At 62.1% G+C, this 22,045-nt stretch carries 21 protein-coding genes and 1 pseudogene; 5 read left to right on the plus strand and 17 right to left on the minus strand.

Features of this window, described 5'->3' with window-relative positions:
- Positions 1–5 precede the first annotated feature (5 nt).
- From GGR40_RS12645 to GGR40_RS12660, 4 genes are all read left to right on the plus strand, one after another.
- Entirely contained in the window at positions 6–599 is a 594-nt protein-coding gene (locus tag GGR40_RS12645; protein WP_429276597.1) for a GntR family transcriptional regulator, read from the plus strand.
- A gap of 127 nt (positions 600–726) precedes the next feature.
- Positions 727–861, plus strand: a complete 135-nt coding sequence (locus GGR40_RS12650) for a hypothetical protein (protein ID WP_429276598.1) — start codon at positions 727–729, stop codon at positions 859–861.
- A 99-nt stretch (positions 862–960) separates the two neighbouring features.
- The gene (locus GGR40_RS12655; protein WP_429276599.1) at positions 961–1,569 is read left to right on the plus strand and encodes a lasso peptide biosynthesis B2 protein; all 609 of its coding nucleotides are present in this window, start codon (positions 961–963) and stop codon (positions 1,567–1,569) included.
- A gap of 158 nt (positions 1,570–1,727) precedes the next feature.
- Positions 1,728–3,395: an asparagine synthase-related protein gene (locus GGR40_RS12660; protein WP_429276600.1), complete on the plus strand. Its 1,668-nt coding sequence runs from the start codon at positions 1,728–1,730 to the stop codon at positions 3,393–3,395.
- A gap of 13 nt (positions 3,396–3,408) precedes the next feature.
- Here GGR40_RS12660 and GGR40_RS12665 read toward each other — a convergent pair whose 3' ends face one another.
- The 6 genes and pseudogenes from GGR40_RS12665 to GGR40_RS12690 form a co-directional block, all read right to left on the minus strand.
- The gene (locus tag GGR40_RS12665; protein WP_429276601.1) at positions 3,409–5,523 is read right to left on the minus strand and encodes an Atxe2 family lasso peptide isopeptidase; all 2,115 of its coding nucleotides are present in this window, start codon (positions 5,521–5,523) and stop codon (positions 3,409–3,411) included.
- 20 nt (positions 5,524–5,543) lie between these two features.
- Complete coding sequence (locus GGR40_RS12670) at positions 5,544–8,087, minus strand: TonB-dependent receptor domain-containing protein (RefSeq protein WP_429276602.1); 2,544 nt, start codon at positions 8,085–8,087, stop codon at positions 5,544–5,546.
- 96 nt (positions 8,088–8,183) lie between these two features.
- Positions 8,184–8,942: a FecR family protein gene (locus GGR40_RS12675; RefSeq protein ID WP_429276807.1), complete on the minus strand. Its 759-nt coding sequence runs from the start codon at positions 8,940–8,942 to the stop codon at positions 8,184–8,186.
- 150 nt (positions 8,943–9,092) lie between these two features.
- A pseudogene (locus GGR40_RS12680) lies at positions 9,093–9,230 on the minus strand (FecR/PupR family sigma factor regulator); the annotation flags it as partial.
- The gene (locus GGR40_RS12685) at positions 9,227–9,826 is read right to left on the minus strand and encodes an RNA polymerase sigma factor (RefSeq protein ID WP_429276603.1); all 600 of its coding nucleotides are present in this window, start codon (positions 9,824–9,826) and stop codon (positions 9,227–9,229) included. The gene GGR40_RS12685 and the pseudogene GGR40_RS12680, both read right to left, overlap by 4 nt.
- 192 nt (positions 9,827–10,018) lie before the next feature.
- Entirely contained in the window at positions 10,019–10,939 is a 921-nt protein-coding gene (locus GGR40_RS12690; RefSeq protein ID WP_429276604.1) for a nucleotidyltransferase and HEPN domain-containing protein, read from the minus strand.
- 411 nt (positions 10,940–11,350) lie between these two features.
- Here GGR40_RS12690 and GGR40_RS12695 point away from each other — a divergent pair, with 411 nt between their 5' ends.
- Entirely contained in the window at positions 11,351–11,551 is a 201-nt protein-coding gene (locus GGR40_RS12695; RefSeq protein ID WP_429276605.1) for a hypothetical protein, read from the plus strand.
- Here the strand turns inward: GGR40_RS12695 and GGR40_RS12700 are convergent.
- The 11 genes from GGR40_RS12700 to GGR40_RS12750 are packed head-to-tail and all read right to left on the minus strand — an operon-like array spanning position 11,548 to position 22,012.
- Complete coding sequence (locus GGR40_RS12700; RefSeq protein ID WP_429276606.1) at positions 11,548–14,364, minus strand: conjugal transfer protein TraG N-terminal domain-containing protein; 2,817 nt, start codon at positions 14,362–14,364, stop codon at positions 11,548–11,550. The genes GGR40_RS12695 and GGR40_RS12700 overlap by 4 nt on opposite strands.
- Before the next feature lie 11 nt (positions 14,365–14,375).
- Entirely contained in the window at positions 14,376–15,806 is a 1,431-nt protein-coding gene (locus GGR40_RS12705; RefSeq protein ID WP_429276607.1) for a conjugal transfer protein TraH, read from the minus strand.
- Positions 15,806–16,642, minus strand: coding sequence for a conjugal transfer protein TraF (locus GGR40_RS12710; RefSeq protein WP_429276608.1), 837 nt, complete (start codon positions 16,640–16,642; stop codon positions 15,806–15,808). The genes GGR40_RS12705 and GGR40_RS12710 overlap by 1 nt, the downstream gene beginning before the upstream one ends.
- The gene (locus GGR40_RS12715) at positions 16,635–16,991 is read right to left on the minus strand and encodes a hypothetical protein (RefSeq protein ID WP_429276609.1); all 357 of its coding nucleotides are present in this window, start codon (positions 16,989–16,991) and stop codon (positions 16,635–16,637) included. The genes GGR40_RS12710 and GGR40_RS12715 overlap by 8 nt, the downstream gene beginning before the upstream one ends.
- A gap of 8 nt (positions 16,992–16,999) precedes the next feature.
- On the minus strand, positions 17,000–18,307 hold the full coding sequence (locus tag GGR40_RS12720) for a conjugal transfer protein TraN (RefSeq protein WP_429276610.1): 1,308 nt from the start codon (positions 18,305–18,307) through the stop codon (positions 17,000–17,002).
- Positions 18,279–18,860, minus strand: a complete 582-nt coding sequence (locus GGR40_RS12725; RefSeq protein WP_429276611.1) for a hypothetical protein — start codon at positions 18,858–18,860, stop codon at positions 18,279–18,281. The genes GGR40_RS12720 and GGR40_RS12725 overlap by 29 nt, the downstream gene beginning before the upstream one ends.
- Positions 18,857–19,597, minus strand: coding sequence for a type-F conjugative transfer system pilin assembly protein TrbC (gene trbC, locus GGR40_RS12730; RefSeq protein WP_429276612.1), 741 nt, complete (start codon positions 19,595–19,597; stop codon positions 18,857–18,859). The genes GGR40_RS12725 and trbC overlap by 4 nt, the downstream gene beginning before the upstream one ends.
- Before the next feature lie 10 nt (positions 19,598–19,607).
- Positions 19,608–20,615, minus strand: coding sequence for a conjugal transfer pilus assembly protein TraU (traU, locus tag GGR40_RS12735; RefSeq protein WP_429276808.1), 1,008 nt, complete (start codon positions 20,613–20,615; stop codon positions 19,608–19,610).
- Entirely contained in the window at positions 20,608–20,883 is a 276-nt protein-coding gene (locus GGR40_RS12740) for a hypothetical protein (RefSeq protein WP_429276613.1), read from the minus strand. The genes traU and GGR40_RS12740 overlap by 8 nt, the downstream gene beginning before the upstream one ends.
- Positions 20,880–21,536 carry a type-F conjugative transfer system protein TraW gene (gene traW / locus GGR40_RS12745; RefSeq protein ID WP_429276614.1) on the minus strand — a complete coding sequence of 219 codons (657 nt, stop codon included), beginning with the start codon at positions 21,534–21,536 and terminating at the stop codon, positions 20,880–20,882. The genes GGR40_RS12740 and traW overlap by 4 nt, the downstream gene beginning before the upstream one ends.
- Positions 21,533–22,012, minus strand: coding sequence for a S26 family signal peptidase (locus GGR40_RS12750; protein ID WP_429276615.1), 480 nt, complete (start codon positions 22,010–22,012; stop codon positions 21,533–21,535). The genes traW and GGR40_RS12750 overlap by 4 nt, the downstream gene beginning before the upstream one ends.
- Positions 22,013–22,045 lie beyond the last annotated feature (33 nt).

Consider the following 22,045-nt stretch of genomic DNA (forward strand, 5'->3'; position numbering starts at 1 on the left):
ACACCATGGTCGCCGATCACAACACGAGTGAGCGGGTCTACGCCCGCTTGAAGACGGACTTGCTGGATGGGGGCTGGGACAACAGCCGCCTCAACATCAATACCCTGGCTGACGCGTACTATGCGAGCGCCACCCCGGTTCGTGAGGCGCTGTTGCGCCTTGTTGGCGAAGGCCTCGTTGAAATGCCTGTCTCCGGCGGTTTCGCCATGCCTCGAATGGATCCTGTTCAGGCTGCCGACCACTATGCGTTCAGCCTTGCGCTGGGGCAACTGGTCCTGCAGCATCTGCCGGCCCATCCGGGGAGCAGGGGTATCATGATCGGGCCTAGCGCCCTCGCCTACCCGATTGACGCCGTGCTGACGTCATTGGCCGTGTTCGTCGGCAACGTGGCTCTTGTGCAGTCTGTCGTATCTCTAAATGACAGGATGCATCGACTCCGCCGTATGGAAGAGCGCCGGCTGAAAGGTCTTGCACCGGAAATCGAAAACGTCATCGAAGGGGTTGAACAATACAACCTCAAAAGGATCCGATCGACGCTGAGATCCTATCACCGCAGGCGGCAGAGAAGCATAGGTAAGATCCTGGGATTAGGTGGATAGCAGTTCATCGGCCTGCGATATACGCCGCTCATCGGTAAATACACTGACAAATATACTTGGATATACCTGCAGCTGTATCCAACAATAGTGCTGTCGCAATCGTGCGACAAGCCGAAGGAGGCACATCATGACTGAAGAACGCGAAATCGACGCCGAATTCATTGATCTCGGCGCGGCTACTGTCGAAACCCAGGGCGACGGCGGCAGCATAGTGCCCGATGCACCGCAGCCGCGTCTGCAGACCGGCATCCTGGCCGACTGACCTCAGATAGGCCGGGCGGCCATACCGTCCGGCCTATCATCGAAGTGAAGGGTCCCTCGCATGCTAGCCCCCTGGGTATCATATTGCCGGATCGGCGACATGGCCATATTCCTCGATGTCAGGCAGGATCGCTACCGGGCCATGTCGTGGGAATGTGCGCGGCCCCTGGTCTGCGCTGCAAACACCCCGATACCGCCACGTATCGCCGATCGGGCGCGAGATCTCGGTTGGATTGTCGAGGGAAGCTCCGGTGGGGCCCGGCAGCCGCCGGATCTTGGCCCGGCCGAAGAAATCGATCCTGCTATTGTCGCATGCCGGTCGTCGGGACTGGGGGTGGCAGGGGCATGGTGGCTCCTGGGCGCCATCCGCTTTCGCCTGGCCACGCAGCCGCTTGAGCGGATCCTCACGACAGCCAGCGCCGCAAACCGCAAAGTCGGCAGCGCAACGCTGCCTTGCTGGTCAACCATCGCGCCGACACTCGCCGCCTTTCGCAGTGCCGAGCGCTATGTACTGGCCAGGAATACCTGCTTGTTGCGCTCGCTCGCTCTGCACGAAGCGCTGGCACGGCGGGGGGTAGCCGCCAGCCTGATCTTCGGGGTCAAGCTCCAGCCGTTCGAAGCTCATTGCTGGGTACAGCATGGTCGCACGCTCCTCAACGATACCGTTGAACGGACAGGTCTCTTCGTCCCGATCAGGGTCGTTCAGTGACGCGCCGGTTCCTCGCCATACTCTGGCACTCTTCCGATACATCGATGCGTTTCGCGCCGGGGAAGAGGACCAGGTATCGGGGGTATGCAGCCGGCGTCACGGACGAACCCGAGCCCGGCGTGGTCCCGGCAGCGTTGCATCTGGCATGTGCCATCGGCATGACAACCGTGCTGCGCACCGCCGGCATGCTGGTTCTGGTGCAGGACATTGACGTGACCACCCTGCACTCTACGGGTGACAGCTCTGGCGTCGTACTGGGCGACATCTATTACCGCCACGGACGGTCCGACGCCTTCGACGGCTCACCGCTAGAGGTAGAGAGGCTGTCGCGTATCTGCCACGGGGGCAGGCTGGACGACGAATGCTGGGGCTCGTTCCTCATGCTGCGGCAGGGCAACGCTGGCGCTGTTCTTGAGGCCTACCATTCGGCGCTTTCCTCGCTGCCGGTCTATCATGCAGAGGCGCAAGGCGCCGTTCTGATAGCTTCGGACGCCGATCTGCTGCGAACCCTCGTAGATGAGCCGCCCGAAATCGACTGGCTCGGCATCGCCATGCAACTGGGCAGCGACGACATCGCCTTTCGGCGAACAGGTGTCCTGGGTATCGGCGAGCTGCGGTGCGGCGAAGTACTGCAACTCCAGCGCGACCATCAGCCTGAGGTCCGCCGAACCTGGGATCCCTGGCGACACGCGGTGCCAGATAATTTGCTCGACGACCGGGAGGAAGCCCTCGCACGGCTCGAACGCGAGCTGCTCAGATGCATCTCCTCGCGCGTACGCGGGCTGTCGAGGCCACTGCTGGATCTCTCAGGAGGCCTCGATTCCTCGCTCCTGGCGGTACTGACATCGACAAACGGCGTCGATGTACGCGCAGTCAACATGTTCAGCCCTGCGACCGAGGGCGATGAGCGCGGCTTTGCGCGGTCGGTTGCACAACACCTCGGCATCGCGCTTGCAGAAACTGCCCCCGAGGCGGACAAAATCGATGTGCGCCATTGCGCTTCGCCGCAGTTACCGCGTCCTTACGCCCGATCGTTCGTCCAAGAAATCGATCGCCAGACGCAGATCGCGGCTCCCCAAGCCGATGCCTTCATCAACGGCGGGGGGGGCGATGCCGTTTTCTGCCACCTCCAGAGTTCCGGCCCCGCCGCCGATGTACTGCGAGCGCAAGGCTCGCCGGTCGCCTTCCTGCGAACCGTCCACGCGATCGCCACCGCGGCGCAGGTGAGCTTCTGGGTGGCCTTGCGCCTTGCCCTGGCAAAAGCGGCCCGGCCCGGTCACACCGTCAAGCTCGTCGAGTCCACTAACTTCCTGGCGAAAGAGGCGATCGTTCGCCCCCTGCCTGCCGATTTGCCGTGGCCGCCCCCACCCCGGCACATTCTTCCCGGGAAGCTCCAGCACGTTCGCGCAATCTACTCCAGTTGCTTCAACATGCAGGGTTTTGCCCGGTCTAGCAGCATGAAGCCGGTGTTCCCGATGCTGTCGCGGCCGCTCGTCGAAACCTGCTTGCAAATCCCCACCTGGATGTGGCTTGGACAAGCGCACGATCGTATACTGGCGCGCGCGGTGGCTGCAAACTGGCTTCCTCCTCAGGTCGCCTGGCGCCGTTCCAAAGGTGGTCTTGGCCAACTGCAGCGCGACATCTATCGGCTCCATAGGGGCGCGATATCCGAGATGCTGCTCGAGGGCGTGCTGCAAAAGCAGGGTCTGCTAGACCGGCGTGCGATCGAGGCGCAGTTCGCCCCCGCAAGCGAATTGACGTCCGATCAGTTTCCCCGCCTGCTGCGCCTTTGCGACTTCGAAGCCTGGGCACGTCACTGGACATGAGGTCGCCGGCTGCTCAGGGGGCGCGGCAGGACAGGCGCGGACCCGACCGCCATCGCCTTAAGGCCTCGATGTTCCGCCGATACACTGCCGCCCGATGTGCCGGCTGCCATTTTACATGATACTCGTCCGGGAACGTGTACATCTCGGCCGGAATGCCGGCCTGCCGCCAGGCAACCAACGAGGTGAGCGCCATGCGCGCCTCGCGGTCCGCAGCCTGAACCTGGATCTGCGCGCAAATCCGGCCCGCATTTAGGGCCGGGCTCATGCGTTGCCAGCTTTCGAGATGGTCCTGCCAGGGTACCGGATATTCGTAGGTCCGAAGCATTTCCTCATAGGCCGGCCCGATACCGGTCGTGGTGAAGCCCGGGTCTTCGCAACAGGTGCTGAGGAGCGCGAGGCTGAACAGACGCGAGTGGATCAGCGCATAGGTCGCGCTCGATGCCCCGTCACTAAGACCGGTGATCGCCAGGTGTTCGCGATCGAGCAGCACCTGCCCGGCTACCCTCTCGATGCCTTGCAATATGGAGTCATGCGCGCTGGCCCGATCCGTCCAGTTTTCCATCAGGTCCTTCTGGTCGATGACCTCGCCGTTGCGTGCGAGCCAGGTGTTGTAGTCGAGCGGACGAGAGATGCTGAGCACGGCGAAACCGGCAGCGGCAATGACCCGTATCGGGTACTCGTCCCCGGTCCCGCCACGCAGGAAGCCTCGCGTGGAGTATTGCACGATCACCAGCGGCAGCGGCTTTCCCGGGTCCACATGCTCGGGAAGCACGAGATCCCCGACGGCGGGGATTCCGAAGCGGTTCGTCCATTGCAGGCGTGTTATCCGCAGGGGAACTACCGTATGCCACTGCGGGTTGAGATCGACAATGCGTCGGATCCGACCGGTCGAGCCGTTGATCGCAACGATGTCGCGGGGCGACGCGGAGCGTTCTCGTCCGCAGAACAGGCTTTCGGCCGCAAGGGTACAGCCCGTTATCGCGTCAGCCGTCACCGCCAGGCGACGGGGTCGGCCTTCGCCCGGTCGCCAGCGGTAGACGCCGGTAAGCGACCCGGCAAAGCCTTCCCGCCGCACAAACAGAACGGAATGCGATACGCTGGACCACCACGCTGCACCAGCATCCTCGCATTCTGCGAAATCGCAAGGGACCGACGCGCCTTTCACGACGGCATGGACACGTGACCGGAACGCATAGGCAGGTTGCTCGTCAAGTTCCACCCACGCCCGATCGCGCGCCTGTTGCGTTACAGGCGTGCGCAGACGATCAACCCTGCCCTCCGGGCCACGCACGCCGATCGGCATCCGGAAGCGGGCAGCAATGAAATCGCCGCGGGCATAAGGACGGGTTTCGGCGAGCATCCAGAACCGGTCGTCGTAGCGGTGGCCTTCGCGGCCTTCCTCGGCGAGACGCGTTTCTGCGGCACGCAGTTCGGAATTGGTGTCGAATTCCAGAGTTGTGCCGTCCGTCGACCACGCGAACGTCCCGACATCTCCCGCAGAGGGTGCAACCGGTATCGGCACCCCACCCGCTGCTTCGACCACGAACAGGCCATCGCGGCCTTCCTCTCTCTGCACGAAGGCCAGCCAGCGGCCATCAGGCGACCATTGCGGAGTCAGGGGCCGCGCAGTGCCGGTCGGGAACCCTGCCAGACCGTACATGGTCATCGTGTTCCTCGCGAACTCCGCGCCCAGCATGATGGTCGTCTCGAGTTCGGCTGTGCCTCGCGTTTTGAAAGCACCCTCAAGATCGAAGACGAAGATTGCCTGGCAGAATGTGTTCGTGTCCGGTTCGGCCTGGCGGATCTGCACGGCCAGTCGTGTGCCATCGGGCGAGACGGCAAAACCCGGTGGTGCTGCCATGTCCAGACCGCCAGCCCCAAAATCACGCAGATGCAGCAGGTCGTCGACGGTAGCCGGATGCTGACGGGTGTCCCGTCTCACAGACAGGGCAAGCATAGCGCACCGGTCGGATTTTTCCGTCCCGGGGGCCGCGCTTCGACCTAAAGGCACCGTTGCGGCGCCTTCCTGTGCGGTTACAGCCTCGCGGGTGCAACCGGCCGTTGCCAACGCGACCCAAAGGGTGGCAGCCAGTGCCGACAAATGGGCAAGCGAACGGCCGATGGGCATGGCGTCGAACGCGCTCCCGCTTACAGCGACTTTGAAACAGACAGCGCGATGAAGCGCCCGACGGGGGAGTAGTTCGTGGAGTCGTAGGCTTCCACGAAAGGCGCTGCCCGCAAGTACGGCGGTTTGGTGTTGAACAGGTTCTCGATCGAAAGACTGACTTCGACCTGGCTGAGCAATCCTCGCGCCTGCCCTGAGCTAAGGCCGACGAACAGGTCGGCCGTGACGGTCGAGGGCACAATGGCCGTGGGCGCGGTGCGGCGATCCACGAGCTTTCCCGTGTAGTTGAGAAAGCCGAAGATCTTGAGGGTGGTGCCCTCCCACCCCAAGCTCGCACGGACGCGATAGCGGGCCGGATTCCAGATCGTTCCCGCAAGGTCGAAATACGGCGAGGCCGCATTGTTCCGCTGGCGCGAATCCAGCCAGCTGGCATTGAGCGACGTCGAGGCCGTACCCGAACCGAGCGTGGTGCGATAAGCCACGCTTGCATCTACGCCCTGGATCTGCTGCCCGGCGACATTCGTGTAATGGTTGTCGATGATATAGCCGACGCGGCTGAGGTCGTACGTCACGTTGCCATAGAGATCTACTCCGGTGTCGGATGAGGCGACAGCGTCCTGGACCTGTTGCAGCGTCGGGTTTCTCACTACGAAATCGGCATATGCCGGATTGAGCGCGTCGAGGTAGTTGCCGATTGGCTGGAGGACGCGCTGATTGTAGCGCACACGAAAGTACGTAAGGTCGATCGCCAGGCCGGGGTTCTGCGGCGGCCGTACGGAGGCCGTCCAGCTGAGGCTCGTGGCACGCTCGGCTCCGAGACCCGGTGCGCCGCCGCCGGTGTAAAGGGCGCTCACTCCCGGCGCAGCATTCGAACCGATCAGGCTGGCAGCTTCTATCAGCGTGGCCGACCGGGACTGCAGCTGCTGGAGAAGTGTCGGCGCCTTGAAGGAGCGGCCCCACGAGAACTTGAGGTCCAGCGCGTCGAAGGGGCTGTATATGATACCCACCTTCGGGTTCCAGATCCCGCCAAAAGCGTTGTATCGGTCGTAACGGCCCGCAAGCGACAGGGACAACCCCTGCAGCAGCGACCGGCCGTTCGCACCCGAGACGAGGGGTACGAAGAGTTCTGCGTATCCGTAGGTATCATGCTGCGTACCCCCGAAGCCGGTACCCGTCACGACATTGGTGTTCCTGAAGCGGTTGGCCCGATGGCCACCACCGGCCACGAGCTTGACCTCCCCGCCGGGTAGCTCGAAAAGCGGGCCGGCGACGTACGCCTCGCCGCTGTAGAGCGCGTTGCAATAGCACACTGTCGCCTGGTACGTCGTCACGCCAGCGACGCTCTGTTCGTTGTTAAAGATCGCCCGGTCGCGCGAATAGACTCCGCGGATCGATGCCGTCCAGCCGCTACCCAGGTTCACATCGAGCCCCGGCGCCAGCGATACCATCCTATCCCTGACGTGATTGGTGCCCAGCCGGCCGTAGCTGGTGGTGGCGCGGGTAATCTCCCTGTCGTTGTAGAGGCCATCGATCCCGAGCCGTACCGCTCCGCCCAGCTCCTGGGTCAGCCGCACCAGTGCCGAATGCGTGCCCTGACGCGGGAAGAGCATGTACGGGGCATCGCCCAGGTTACGGGCGAAGTCGCGCTGGCGAGCCTGGATGTCGGTGTTGTGGCGAAAGCCATAAGCCCCCACGAGCGAGCCGCCGGCCCACGTCTTGCCGCCGGTCAGCGAATAGGCCTGCGAAAAGTCCCCGCTGTCCGTCGCCTGGCCGAAACGCGCCCGCGCTGTCAGACCATCGAAGGGCGCGCGCAGCACAACGTTGACCACCCCGGCCACAGCGTCCGAGCCATAAATTGCCGATGCGCCATCTGCGACAACATCAATACGCTCGATCGCGTCGAGTGGGATCGCGGAAATATCGACGCCTTGCGAGAAGCCGCCGTAAGACATGCGGTTGCCATTGAGCAGGGTCAGCGTGGCATCGCCGCCCAGCCCACGCAGGTTGACAGCCGAGCCGCCTGTGATGTTCTGGTTCGCTTGTCCGCCTGCGCTGGCGCCCGCCCCTACGCCCGGGTTCTGACCACCGCCGAAATTCTGCGGGAGGGCGCGCATGGCGCCGCCTAGATCCGCAAAGCCGCCCTCGATAATGTCGTCGCGCCCGATCTGCAGAACCTGGGAGGCGATGGGCGCACCCTTGATGCGGGACCCGGTCACCAGGATGGCCTCGTCAGGCGCCTCCTGCCCGGCGTCAGCCGTATCTGTCCGCGCCACAACGATGATGCTCTTGTTGCGCATGATCGCGACCAGTCCACTGCCATCCAGGAGGGCGGCGAGTGCCTCGTCGATGGTGTAGAGGCCATCGACTGGAGGCGCAGCCTTGCCCTGGACCGACTGCGGCGTGAAGAGGATTTCCCGCCCGCTCGCTTCCGCCAGGGCACGCAGGGCATCGCCAAGCGGCCCGGCCTCGATATGAACCTGGCGCCGGACTTCGTCAGCCTGGGCCGGAACGGCCATGACGGACAGGCTCGCGGCCAGAACAAGAATGCTTACAGTGGTCTGCTTCATGGTTCCCCCATCGCCTCGTTACGGGCTGTTCAGGGGCCTCCATGCCGCACGGGACGATTTTATGAGGACCGCGCGAAATTTTTTGCAGATCGGGAATTACCGCGGCCGGTCGAGCACGATCCTCCCGCCTTCCTCACGTGCAGCGAGGCCGAGCAGATCGGCAAGGTTGTGCGCCAGCTGGCGGGTCTCGCGGATGCTGAAAGTCCCTGAGACCTGAAGCTTGGCAAGGTCGCGCGAGCCCAGCACCAGCGGTTCGCGCGCATAACGATTGGCATCAAGGATCAGGTCGCCAAGACGAACCGCCCGGAAATCGCGAAGCCCGGCGGGCCAGTCAGCTACGACGACCGGAACCGCGGGTTGTCGCGCCAGCACGGCTCCAAATGCGAGGGAATGACCCGCGACAAGCCGGGTGACGGGCAGGCGCCCTTCCCTTGCGGCTTCCTGGGCGGACCCTTTGGCGGCAGACTGGTTCTGCCGGACATCGACCTTGCCTTCAATCAGGTCGATCACCGCGCGCTTATCGCCGACCAGCCTGATGTCGAATACCGTTCCGCGCGCAACCACTGTCCCTCCGGCCGCGGCAACGACGAAGGGGCGCGGCTCGTGAGCGACAGCGAAGCGGACCCTCCCCCGCGTCAGTGCGAAATCGCGCCGCCCCGCAGACAGCGAGATCACGACGCTGCTGTCGGTATCAAGGGTCAGGCGCGAGCCGTCAGCCAGGGTGAATTCCCGAATTTCGCCCCGCGCTGTCGCGAGCATCTGGCGCTGGGCGCTCTGCGCTGCCGGCGGGACGAGCCTTCCATGCCCGACAGCGCGAAGAACCATGGTTGTCGTGATCAGGATGGCAAAGGCCATGATCGCTGCGAGGATCACAGTGCCCCCGACCTTGAACGGTGCATTCCATCTCGATCGAGATTGTTGCCGGCTGGCGGGCACCGCTCCTTCGGGCAGCCATTTAAGGGCCTTGCCGAGGCTGAAGGTTTCACCGATGCTGTTATAGGCGTTGCGGTGACGCGGGTCGCGAGCCAGCCATGCTTCAAACTCTGCGCGGCGCGCGTCCGCTTCGGGTCCACGCATGCACGCGAACCATTCTGCAGCTTCCTCACGCAAGCGCGCTTCGCCAGGTTTCATATCAATCGTCATTCGACTTGGAGAGCCGCATCGATGTGCGCAAGGCTGCGCGCCAGGTGATACTGAACAGTGGGAACCGATATGCCAAGCCGTTCGCCGATTTCGCGGTAGGTGAGTTCCTCCACACGGTGCAACAGGAAAACGCTGCGCGTTTTCTCAGGAAGCTCGGCGAGTGCAAGCTGGTAGATCCGCAGAACGTCCCGCTCTTCGATCTGGAGGCCCTGTTCAGGGGAAAGGCCAGGGGCGGAACTCTCCTCCAGCGGCACATGGAACGCTGCCTGGTGCCGACTGCGGCGTCGGCTACGCTCGAACAGAAGGTTGCGCGCAATTCGCTGAAGATACGGGCCGGGATTGGAGACGCTCTCCCGCGCCATGAAGGCTGCCAGCCGAAGGAAGGCCTCCTGCACCATGTCAGGGGCATCGTCTCCTTCACGCAATCGGCGGCGGAAAAAACGCGAAAGACCGGGCGCCTCATCGCGATACAGGCGCTCGAGCGTGGCTCCCGGGCCACGGCCCCTGTCTTTCGCGGTTACGGCGATGCCGCGCTCGCGGGCGAGCGCCCTGGCAGATCGCGTGGGCATGGGAACACAGGCCTCGACGGCCGACAAGCATCGCGCCCCGGGAACATCCGAGGTTGACGAGGACTAGCGACGCTCGGGATCCAAAATCCCAGCCACCCGACCAGCGGTGCGGGCGTGGTGATGCCTGGCAGAACAGGAGGAAGGCGCTTGCCGGCGGTCGACGCCTCCGGTTGCCATGATACTGCAACTCAAGCCGCGCGCAAGACAGTAAAGAGCATTCTAGCCTTCGGCTGCCTTGCGCAATTCCTCGATCCTGGCCTGACAGGTCGCGTAGACGCGCTGTCCGAGAATCTCAGCGCGCTGGGCCAGCCAGGCAAGGTCCTCCCGCTCGATCTTGTAGTGGCGTGAGTAGCGGGCCTTGCGATAGGCATCCTTCAGCTTCTGGTAGAGGGCTCGCTCGCGGCGCGCGCCACGCGGCCAGACTTCGAACAGGCTGCGGTCGATGTTCTCGGCCAGATCGCGCAGAAACAGGATATTATGATCGTATGGCGTGTAGAACGTAAAGGTCAGCAGAAGTCCTTGATATAGGTTTTCTACTGTTTGGTGTAGTAGAAATGCCGCCTCATTCCAATAATCCTTGCTAGTAGCAATTTTCGCGAGATCAAGCAGGCGTGTGGCATCGCCTATGTATTTCGTGAAGTACTCCTCGGCCGCCGCTAATGCGCTTTGGGGCGTTTTGGGGACAGGTGTCTTGAGCGGCCTATCATCGGACTCGTAAAGCACGACGCCATCCGTTAGGATGTTCATGAAGAATAGACGACCATGAGCCAGAGCGTCGTTTACCTCCTGAAGCGAGTGCACAATGAAGTTTGCCGGCGTGCGCAACGTCTTCTCGAAATTATAGGCCGTCACGATCCTCTGCTCTGTGCCGTCCCAGTAAGCAGCCCTGTCGGCCAATTCTTTTTGATTAACGATGACTAGGAGGTCATAATCGGACTTATATTGATTGGCATCCATCGGTGCATCGACCCAGTCGCCGCGCGCATAAGACCCGAAGAGGATAATCTTCAGAATACGGCCTGACCTGCGCCGACCCGTAGCGCTGCCTGTTGCTTCACGCAGGCCTTGAAACAGCATCTCGACGATAAGATCGAGCTCACGCTGTTTGTGAGAGGGGAGGTGATCAATGTCCGTACGCATGGCTCAGTATGAGCCTAGCGCGTCGAACACGTGAAAAGCAACGCGCATCTTGCAAGCCCTTTGTTAAGCGCCCCACTCATGCCGCAGGCGGCGGACAAATATAGAACAAAGAGGCATCTCGGCGCAAGGCTCGGGGCACCAACATTTCTAAGTCTTTAGCGGGGTAACCATTAGATTCATGGGGTTCCGCGTTGATGCTAGGCGTGAATGATGTTGGCCAAGCGATGTGGGTTGAACGATTCTTTGTCGGCGCAAACTAGACCTCGGCATCTTGGTTCGAAAGCCGGTTTATTCTACCGTTCTTCTAGCCATAATGGCCGCGCGCATGGCGCCGCAGCCTTCGCCCGCGTTTTACGGGTATTGTAGATTTAAGGCGGAAGTCGTGCTATTTTAGACGAAAGGAGTTCAGCCATGCTGCCATATGACGGTACGCCTGAAGGTGACGCTCTAGGCATGATGTTCGACGACGATATGCGTCGAAACAATCGTAATTTGTTCGAAACGCCTGATTTCGAGGAAGCGTCCGAAAAATCTTCAGCTCTTCAAGTTTGTGCTTACTTCACAGCCGGACTGATTATTCTGCTTGTAATTCTTTATGGCACCGTAGGTTAACGCCTACGGTCCTTATCTGCGAACCAATTACGATCGGTGCGTTCACCGGCTTGTTCTCCAAGATCCCTTGCGCCTTTCACCGCTTCAACTCTGTTCGAATCCGCAATTGCACGCCGCCCTTCAATCGAGTTTCGGCCCTCTTGAATAGCACCAGCGATTTCACCTTGAAACACGCTAAAGCCGCTATCGCCTCCACTTCTACGCGAACCGCCATGATGGCCAAGCTTGCCCCGAAGATCCGCTTCCATGAAGTTCCCTAGCCCTGCAACAGGCCCGCGGATTTCGGAAGGCGGTACCAGTTCATCGCGAACCGGCTCCATGATGTCATCGACGTAATCTTTGGAAATCCGCTCGATAATAATATCCCGTGCGCGCATTTGCGTGAAGCTGAGATCTACAGCCTGCAATGACGGAGCGCCTAATGCCCGGAGGTCTACGCTAGTGGCATATTCATCATAGCGGCTTGCGATAATTTGCGAGAGATCCTGACTGACCTGCATTCCGCCACCCTCGCGCACCGTCCATGTCGTTCCAAGCGAACGAGAGGCTTCATCGATCTCAGCGATCTGCCGGTCAATCGATCTGATTTCCTCAACGGTCTTATCGAGGAAAGACCGATTTTCTGAATAGCCTTCCCTTCGGGAAAAGTTGCCGCTGCGAGAGTAAACTTCCTCGTTAAGGCGCTGGTCAAGGGAATGATCATCACTGCTGCGATTGTTTGAGCTCAAGCTAATTGTTGAACGGTCGCTTCTTGTTTGGTTTGAGGTGTCGTTGAAAACAATGCCATCATAGGCTTCCTTACTCAAGCTCCCTGAGATGTTAGCGTTGATGCCACCGTTTCCACCCTTCTTGCCTCCAGCACCTTTTCCAATGGAGCTTCCTCCGGAGATACCGGCTTGGGCGCCCCATGTGGATTGTGTTCCAGACCGATAGAGTTCCTGAGAGGAGCGGGAAAGATCGATACCCTGAGCAATATCTCTATTTGCTCCAGTTTGATCCGTCGCCCCCTGCGTCTTGCTAAAGCTCTCACCCCGACTCGCGGTGTTCCCGTGCCCATTAGACGCCTCAGACCCGCTCGACGATCGGAAGCCGTTCGCTTCGCTAAAGCCAGCCCGTTCCAGCGCCGAGACTCTCTCCGACCGTGAGTTGGTCAGCTGCGTGCGGCGTGTCTCAAGCTCAGCCGCCGCCGTGCTGATCTCGCCCGACGTCGATCGCGACATCGTGGGCGTGAAGCCGAAGCTGCTGATGCCAGCGCGGTTGTCGTAGACCGTCGTACCGTCGGCCGTGATGCCATATTGCGTGCCGTTGTCGTTGACGAACGAGGACCGCCCTGCCCCGCCGGTGAACGAGGGCGCCGTATTCCATTGATCGCGCTGGACGACATTGCCCGTAAGATTCTGGTAGCTGGTGTTCCCGTAAGAGTAGTTGCCCGTGGTGCGCTCGATCGCCGCGGCCTCCGCAGCAGATTGCGCCGGAGCTAGCATCGAGGTTGCCTGGCTCGAGATCGTCATGGCGCCCCTGGCAAGGCCACCTGCCAGAAATGGGATCGACATCATCAGGAACCCGGCGATCGTCGCGGTATCGGCGTTGACCGCATCGATGCCTTCGAGCGAGGCCATGGTGATACCGCCCGGCGCCGTCGCGGCCATGGCGGACTCCTCCCGGCCCATCACGAACATATGCAGGACCGCATAAAGCGGCCCCCAGGCAGCAAGGTAGAAGAATCCCGTAAGATACCCCTTCGCCGCCGGCACGCCGGTCTGCGGCAGAAGGAACATGGGGAAGATGACCGGGAACATCGCGTAGAAAACCACGACCAGGACGATGTTGAGCAGCGGCACCCAGGCCATCGCCTGCTGCGCGATCGAGGTATAGGTATTCTTCGCCTGCGTCTCAGCGCGCATCATCGCGAAGGTATCGCCATCCGCGCCTGACAGATTGGCCCGCGCCTCGAGGAAGGCGTCCGTCAACGCCCGTTGCTGGAATATCTCGGCCGCGCTTTGCGTGCTGCCGTGGAACTGCGCAGCCACGGCGGGAAGATCCGCATCCAGCTTCGCCTTGGCGGCTGCAGCGGTCATGTCCGGGAAGAAGCTGGGCGCGCTCCGCGTCAACTCGGCTTCGGTCGCGGCCGGAACGCCAGTCGCGCCGGCCAGGGTCGAGTAGGCGACGGCGCAAGTGACGATGTTGGAGCTGCCATCGGCATTCCAGTAATTCATAGCCCGCGCCGGCGAGCCCGGACCCATTGCCGATAACACGTTGGTCGCGTTCATCACGGTGGCGGGGTCGCGCTGCCTCAACAGAAAATCATAGAACAGGCACTGCTTGAAATATTCCGTCAGGTTCGCCCGGATGCGCGGATCGCGGAACTTGAACTCGCGCGTCTTGTCGTAGAGGCGCGCGCCATAGATGATCCCGTTAGTGCGATATTGCAGCGTATCGGGCATCACGAAGACCATCTCGGCCTGTTCGGTCAGCCAGTCCCCAACCTGACTGCTGAACGAGGCAATCGCGGCGAGACCGATCGGCACGTTCGACACGACAGCGGGCGCCAGCCCCGGATTGATCCCGTCCGTCACCTTCACGCTGGTAGTCGGCACGATGAGGATGCCGTACATGAGCGTCGAGGCGAGGAACCAGTTGAACCACGCACGCCAGTTCAGGCTGAAGGCCACCACCAGAAGCGAGTACGCAAAGCCGATCACCATCACGACGCGGATCATCGAGCGCCAGCCCCCGCCCCCGGTCCAGGCAGCGACGGCATTGAGGACGTTGACGATGTATTCGCCGCCGCCAATGGTGAAGACCTCGAGCATGACTGTCCCCCTCAGTTGAGACCGTGCGCGGTGGCGCCGGAGCGGAATGACAGCGCTGCAGACATCTGCGGAGAGATCGCGTTGCGCAGCGTGCGCTCGAGATAGATGGAGCGGTCGATGTAAGTCTGCGTGCGCTGCAGACGCTCGTTCATCGCATAGCTGTAGCCATCTATGACCTTGCGCACGTTGGTCAACTGGTCGCGCCACTGCGTCAGTGTCGTCTCGTCCGCTTCGTTGAACGTGCCCTGCGCGCGCTGGACGTAGTTGTAGAACTCACCCACGATCGTCTCGAGCATGTCCATCGCCACGACCTCGGCCAGCCCCTCGATTTCAGCCGAGTTCATGCCGCCGTACTGCGCGGCGGCATTGACGGTGATGATCTTGTAGAGAGGGATGCTGGTCGCCCCCAGGATGCCGATTTCCTCGGTGGTCAGCGGCTCGTTGGATTTGACCTTCACCGCCATCGAGCCGATCAGCGCCTGCACGCGCGGCTTCAGGGCCTGTGCGGCAGAGATCGTCACGCCGCTGGAATCTGACGGGTTGAGGCAGTTCTCGGTTTCGTCGCAGCGTAGGACGCGCGTGCCCGAGGAGCCATCGAGGAGCGCCATGATGAGATCGCGGTTGCCGTGGCCGAAGTATTTGACGGTGCCGTTGGCCTCGTCGTTCTCAGCGCGCTGGTAGACGATCGTGCCCACCAGCGTCATCAGGTACTCCTTGAACTCCCTGTCGAACGAAGGATAGCTCTTGTTCAGCATGTGCCAGGTGTAATTGTAGGACTTCGACGGGATGGTCTCGTCCCCGTTCTTGCCCATGATCTCGCTGCGATCGCCACCGGCATTGCAATCCTGGCGCGCCTTCGCCCAGTCGGTCGCAAAGCCCTGGCTGTTTGCGATGGCCTTGCAAACCTCGGAATCGCGGCCCTGGCTTTCGCCCCACAGCCCTGCGACCAACCCTTGAGCGGCTTCGCAGGAGGAAATGTTCATCTGGTTCAGCTTCTCGACCTTCTGCGCCATCTCCTCGATCGTCTGGGAGATCTGCGGGCTGATCGACTTAATTGCGAGCTGGAAGGCGAAGCCCAAAGCATTGCTGGCCACCCCTTTCAGCATCGCGACAATCTGGTCGGTGTTGATGAACGAGAAAGAGCCGCCGAACATGTCGATGCCGCCGCACCCGGCCTTCACGCTGGGGAGCTGGATGTTGACCGGATTGACCTGCTTGTTGGGGAACCGCGTCCAGACGCCGCCACCGGTGTAGTAGCCTGCCGACTGGCCCTGGTAGGCCGTGGGGCCGGTCGCGTTTGCGGCCCCGCCGACATCGTTGAAGAAATCGTTCAGTTCGCTCCCGACGCTGGCCTCGGCCTGGACGACAGCAAGCTGCGAGATCGCAAGAACGCTCATCATCATGCCGAGCACCCAGCCCGGCTTCTTCTTCTGACGTGCCATCAGTAGTCCTTTCCGGGTTCGGTGCGCGTCAGCGTGAAGATGCGATCCATCACATCGTCGGCCGCCATCAGGCCGTAGCCGATCGGGATCGGCTGTTTGGTCTGGGTGTCGAAGAGGACCAGCGCGGGCACCTGGTTGCCAGTCAGCCCCATTCGCTCGTACTGCCCGGTATTAACCGCATAGCGCGGGAACGTTTCGTTGGGGCCGCCGTCCATCGAGACGGCCAGGACCTCAAGCCCATACCGATCGGAGATCGAGCGGATGATCGGGCTGAAGACCCGGCAAGCCGAACACGCCGAGGAATAGAAGTAGAAGACCCCGTAGCGCTGCGAAAGCGACTTCATGGTCGAAGCCTTCTGCGCCTTGCGATCCGCCATCCAGGTCTGCTTGCCCAGCGAGTTTATCGGCCGCTCGAGCGTGTAGTCGAGGTCCGGGTTCTGCCAGACCGCCCTGCCCCACACATCCGCGAAGGTCGAGGCCCGGTCCAGCTGCTCACGCTGATAGTGCATGTAGGCTATCAGGTTTTCTGTCGTCGGATCGAGGATCGCCTTGGCCTTCAGCTCGTCCAGCTGCTCCGATATCGCCGCAAGCTGTTTGGTTGCCGGCATGCCGGGCGGGAGCAGTTTGGCTTTCTCGGCGTCCCGCGCCTTCTCCGGGTCGCAGTAGAACCAGCTGCCCAGCCGACGCTCGCCGCAATAGAAGGCATCGCGCGCGCTGCGAACGGTGGAGCCGCTCGGCAGAATGCCCGACGCATCCTGCGCTGCAACCGCCATCGAAGCAGCAGTCTGGAAGCCGAGCGCCAGAATGGCAGGAATGAGATATCCGAACTTACGCATTGCCAGTGTCTCCTGTGGTCGGGAGCAAGCCGTAGATGGCGGGGATACGGTCAATCATGCGAATGCAGCCGCCGTAGAGCGTTGTGACTGCCGCGCTGCCCTCATCTGTAAGGCGGCAGGGGTGCGATACTCCCTGTCCGGATACCAGAAACGCACGCATGGTCATGTTGAGCATGGCGTCCTCGACATCCCCGATGCGGACGTCCTGGAGAAACCAGCCCGACGGACATGCATGGAACTGTTCGCAGTCGCTGACCGCCGGGCAGCTCCGGGCGCGGGCGACGCCCAGTTCGAAAACCGAAAGCTCAGGGACACTGCGCGTTGCAGGGATGCGCGTAACAGCTGTCACAGCGCCCCTCATTTCCCCTGATGAACCTGATAATACTGTGCGATCTTCTCCTGGATCTCGATCGAGGTCTGGATTTCATCGGGCACCTTGGCCGCGTCGATGAACTCGTCGTAGACCTCGGCAAAATCCATCTTCGACAGATCGAGCCGCTGAAACTCTTCGATGCTGAAGCCCTTGCAGTCCGGCTCCCTGGCCTTGCCCCAGCTCTTGCCGATCTGTTCGCGGCCCTGCTCCTGCAGCACGCGGCTCAGCTTGCTCTCGAAACAGCAGTAGGTCTTGCGTTTCGAGGTGCACACCCCGAGCACCTTGTCCGAGCAATAGGTGCCGACATAGTGGCACAGGCCCATGCGATCCTTGACGTCGAGCATCATTTCCTCGCTTGAGCACAGGAACATCGTCAGGAACGGGGTCGCGAGAGCGGCGACAGCAGCCGGACCGCTGGCAATCGCGGCAGCGCCGGCCGCCGTCGTCAACAAGCCCGAGGTCTTGCCCGCGCAGCAGTTGACGAGACCGAAGACCGGCTTGTGGCAGCCCGCCTTCTCGGCGTTGAAAAGGGTCAGCGTATCCGGATCGAACTCGCCCTTGACGTTGCCCATCGTCTGAACCGCGACCATCGCATCCTTGAACTCGGTGGACGCCTCGCGCTCGACCTGGGTGCATTCGCCGTTGATGCAGTAGAGATCCTGCGCGCAGATCGAGCCAGGCGGCGTCGCGCCGCCTGTGTTGGGCGTCTTGCAGGCATAGACCATATCGAAGACGTTGCAGGAGCCGTAGGCGTTTTCGCTGAGGCATTCCTGATGGCTGAAGCTGCACTCGGGCTTTGCGGCCAGCGCACTGCAGTCATTGGCCGCACGCCGCTCGGTGCACTGGAAGGTACGCGTCCAGGCCCAACACGGCTGCGTGACGGCAACGCCGTTGATGTCGCGCGTGGCCGGATCGCTATCGGTGCAGACTTCCTCGCCCTGCTGCGCACACTGGCCGCTGCTGGCAAGGTTTGCACAACCATCGGTGCGCGCTGTGGTGACGATCGGCGCCTGATCGTCTTTTCGGAACCAGTGCCGGCCCGTCGCGATCGCGATTGCAGGGTAGCGATTATTTCCGAGGAGGAGATTGCCCTGAACGCTGGCTTCAGCGGAACATTCATAGATCGGCAGAGGGGTACTGCCATATCGTCGCTGGCAGTCACCGGTCGGCGTGTACCCGTACTCGCGGATGGTGTCGCAGTACGGCGCATTGCCCACGGCACGGCACGTTCCAGACGCAATTTCGTCAGACAAGCTCGCTGGGTCAACCCAGGGGGCCGCCTGCAGCGGCATGATAATACCAGAATGTCCGGCGCTCGACAGAGACGTTGAGCGCCGAAGTGCAGCTTTGCGGTGTGGTGACAACCTGATCGCCCTGATTGCAGGTCTCATAATAGGTTGAGCCGCTGGTGCCGGTTCTGGGCAACGGTTCGCAGGCCCCGGACGATCCGCCCACAGCGACATCGGTGCCCAGATAGCTCCCAGGGCTGTCCTCGATCAGCTTCGCGGAAGACAGGTCGATCGTCGTGGTATCGAACTCAGCGCGGCTCGGATCTATCACCACGCCATAGTTCGGATCGGAATGGCGCTGCGATATGCCAGCATCCGTCAGGCCATCCTCGTCATCGAGATATTTCGACGCATCGAAATCTGTCCCGCCGAACCCCGGCACGTCATTCTGAGCGCCATTCTGCAGCACCGTACCGGACGAGCCATCACGGATCGACCTGGCAAAGTCCTCCGCATCCTTAGATTGCGCAAAGCTGCGCGCCGGGCCAACCACCAACGCGCCGGCGCAGATCCCGGCGCAGATCCCGGCGCAGATCAAGGTGAGCCACGGCTTCACTGGCGACCTGCCAGGTTTGCGAGCGCCACTTTCGCGGCGGGCGCGCCGGGGCCATTTCCATCCATGAACGTCTGGAGAGCATAGGACAGTGGGACGTTACCGGATATCCGATCGTGCGGTGGAGGCGGCGTCACGCAGTCGAGCTGGTCGCAGGGTTCGAACATGCTGGCCGCCGACACGATCGTGGGCACGCGATCGACATGGAACGTCCGGAACAATCGGGGATCGATGGCGATGTTCGCGGCGTCCTTCTGGTCAACCACCTTGGCGAGACCCGCAACGAAAGCCTTTGCGCCTTCCTTCGAGAACCCGCGCATGAAGACGATCCCGCCCGCGCGCGTGGTATCCGCAATCGTGCGACGCAAAGCCTGCTCAGGCATCGAGAGGCTGACGAACGCCATCACCAGCGGAGTGGTCTTAGGCCCTGCGACGCTGCTCTTGGCACCGGCCACCATCTCGTCAAGATCGATGGGGCCGCCCTTGGCACCCCCTGCGATGCCCGACACATCAAGATCGGCAATGCGATCATAGGCTTCGTTCGCCACGGTTTGCGCGGCAGCGGCTTGAGGCTCACCCTGCCCGCGAACGAAATCGAACAGCGACTGTGCATCGTCCTGCGAGGCTTCGCCGCGAGCTTCCGTCTTCTGAAGGTCGAGGCCTTCGATCGTCTGCGCGAGCGCTGCGCTGACAAGTCCCACTGCCAGAACACCGCCGATAGTGAAAAGAGATTTGCGCATGGGTACAACCTCACAAAACGCAGCAATTGCGCTTCCTCCAGAGGAGGAAGCCCATGTCCTCACCCTTCACCGGGTAAGTGCGGGCGGCACGCGGAAGCAGAACCGAACCACCGATGGGCGAGCAGGATTCACGTCCCGAGACCATCGGCGTCGGGTTGACCTGCTGCAGCCGGTACTGGCTCTTTTTCAGGATCGGCATGATGTATTTGCCGCAAAGCCCCTTCGAGCCGGACGTCCCCCAGCCCAGCGCCTGCCGATGCATCTTGTAGATCATGCGCTCGGCCGCGAGCCTGCCCGACTGGGTCATGCCGACGCTGGCGCCGACGTTGCCGTTCATCGGGTACATCGACCCCTGGCAGCCCGAGCACCAGAACAGCTGGTCGAGCGGCAGCGCTGCGGTCGCCGTCACACAGTCAGCTGCGCAGGCTGCCTGTGCCAGCGGATTGGCAAAGATCAGCGCTTCCGGGTTGATGAGCGTCGTCAGCGCATCGTCCTGCCAGAGCGGGTCGATCTCGGTCATGTAGGCAATGTCGAAGCTCGCCTGCTCGAAACACAGGAAATCGGTCAGGATCTCCATCCAGTAGAGCAATGGATAGACGTAATAATGAACGTGGTACTTGGCCGTATCCGTCCCGCCGTTGGAGCCGGTGTTCGCCGCATAGCCCCCGCCCATCGACAACCCCGGGTTGAGCTTGATGCCGCCCAAGTTCGGGAAACAAAAGGGCTTGGTCGTCACGTCTATGAGCCGTGCCGGCTCCCAGAACCCCATCGCAACGCCCACGCGCGGAATGGGGGAGCCGCAAAAGCAGATCGGGGAGTTCGGGTTGTTGGTGTCCGCACGAGAGGACGGCCAGATCTTCAGGGCTCCGACCGAGAGCGGGAACATGCAGCCCCAGCACACATCGGTGATCGGATTGACGAAAGAGCCCGAGCAGCTTGCTGCCGGAACCTGCGCCTTGGCCGAACCCGGCAGGAACAGGAAGAAGCCCAGCAGGATCTGGAGCAGCCACTTATTCATCGCGCCATTCTCCGTAAAGCAGCCAGGCATCGTCGGCGGCATTCTTGGCGCTGAGCCAGAACGCGCCCTGGATGGCGAGAAAGACGACAAGCCCCAGGAATAGCGCGGGTGCCCCGGCGCCGATCAGGCGAGCGATCGGTGTCCAGAACAGCGTGAGCGCCGCGAGAATGCTGCCGCCGGCGATGAGGCGACGACGCGCGCCGCGCAGTTCCGCCGTTTCCGGGGCGGCCATCGGTGCCGGCAGCTTCTTGCGGAGCCATTCGATCATGCGCCCTTCCCTTCCTTCAGCGCGACTTCACGAACGATGAGGATACGGCCGGCCTGCTCGACAGAGGCTGGCGTGTGTTCGATCCCGAACTTGGCGGTGAGCGAACCCTCCTGATCGAAGTAGAAGCGACGCTGGTTCGCCTTCATCAGATCGAAAGGCGACCCCCTGACGATGATGACCTTGGCCTTGAGATCATCACCCTGCGCCATCGCCCAGGAGACCTCTTCGGGGCGGTCGCCGTTGATGAAGACCAGCTTCTGCTTCAGGCCGATCGTATCGAGCGGGTTGATGCGCTGGCCGGCTGCCGCAATCAGGTTGCCCTTGTGGTCGCGGACATCCTTCTCGATCGCCACCGTGGGATCGTATTCCCAGCTCTTGTCCTCGATCGCCGAAGCGATGCCGGCAACCGGCGTCGGGCGCTGGACCCTGGCCTTTACGCGCTCGGCAAAGCGGGCATTGAGTTCATCGAGCTTGCCAGTCGCCCTGGCGGTCTCGAGACGGCCGCGAATCACTTCGAGAAGGTCTGGCTCGGCAATCGGCCACGCTTCGCCCATCTGCCCATGGTCGACGGCGCCGGCAGGGTGCTGTCCAGGCAGGAAGGTTCCGGCAAGGCCGCCAACGATCGCGGCACAGGCGTAAGCGAGGCGCTTCACAGGATCGGCCTCCCCACGCCCGCGAGGCGGTCACGGCAGACAAAGCCGATCGCCGCATAGCGGCTGTCGAACCCGTCCTCGTGGTCGCTGCCGGCGTAGACGCACCCTTGCGGGATCTTGCCGAGTGGACCTGGAGGAAGCGGGTCGCCTTTTCGCGTCACCGGCTTCAACCGGGCAATTTTATGGCCATTGACCAGGACATCGGCGCCGGACCGGCTCACGACATCGCCTGGAACGCCATAAGCGACCTTGGCGAATGCTGAAGGCTTTTCGCCAAAATACTTGAGCACGAGCGGGTCGCGGCCCGGGTTGAACACCACGTATTCTCCGCGCTTGGGGAAGCGACCGGCTTCCACGAGGAAGGCCCAATTGGGCAGGCTCTCGCTCTGGTTTATCAGGAAGGCGTGGGTCTCGCTCCAGCGCGAGAGGTTCTGAAAGGCGAGGCCGCCTGCGAGGATCACGCCGATCGCTATCATCTTCCTGCGAAACCTGCGGCTGCGAGGGACCGC

The organism is Novosphingobium gossypii, from assembly GCF_050433305.1.
GTDB lineage: Bacteria > Pseudomonadota > Alphaproteobacteria > Sphingomonadales > Sphingomonadaceae > Novosphingobium > Novosphingobium gossypii.